This window comes from Cohnella fermenti, assembly GCF_004801405.1.
Taxonomy (GTDB): domain Bacteria; phylum Bacillota; class Bacilli; order Paenibacillales; family Paenibacillaceae; genus Cohnella; species Cohnella fermenti.
This window is the reverse complement of the sequence record NZ_SSOB01000128.1, coordinates 1-529: the sequence shown is the minus strand read 5'-3', so window position 1 is coordinate 529 and position 529 is coordinate 1. Positions and strand designations below refer to the sequence as shown.

At 59.2% G+C, this 529-nt stretch carries 1 protein-coding gene; it reads left to right on the top strand.

Annotated features, from left to right (window positions below; translation table 11 throughout):
* The coding region (locus tag E6C55_RS33320; RefSeq protein WP_211093706.1) for a DUF6444 domain-containing protein at window positions 1–529 on the top strand (529 nt) is incomplete at both ends.

Below are 529 nucleotides of genomic sequence, written 5' to 3'. Positions count from 1 at the left end.
TGGAGCGCCAACTGGATCGAAATAGCCGAAACAGCAGCAAGCCTCCTTCTAGCGATGGGTATCGCAAGCCGGTGAACCTGCGCTCAAAAGGCGGCAAGAAGGGGGCTCCGAAAGGGCATCCCGGCACCACGCTGGAGTTCGTAGCCGACCCGGATCACATCGTGGTGCACAAACTGACGACATGCGCCGACTGCGGACATTCGCTCGCGGATGCGACGCATAAAGGGTTCGAACGACGCCAGGAGGTTGACATCCCTCTGCCTCGGTCCCGGACCACGGAGCACCGCGCGGAGACGGGCTGTTGCGCTCACTGCGGACGCAAGCAGGTGGCTGCTTTTCCACCGCACATCCAAGCCTCGACGCAATACGGTCTTGGCTTCGCCGCGTGGGCAGCCTATTTTTATGCGTATCATATGATACCGGTTAAGCGCATCGCTGATCTCTTTGAAGATATGACGACCTATCGGCCGAGCGAAGCCACCGTGCTCTCCCTCTTGCAAACGTCCTATGAGGTGCTGGAGCCTATAGA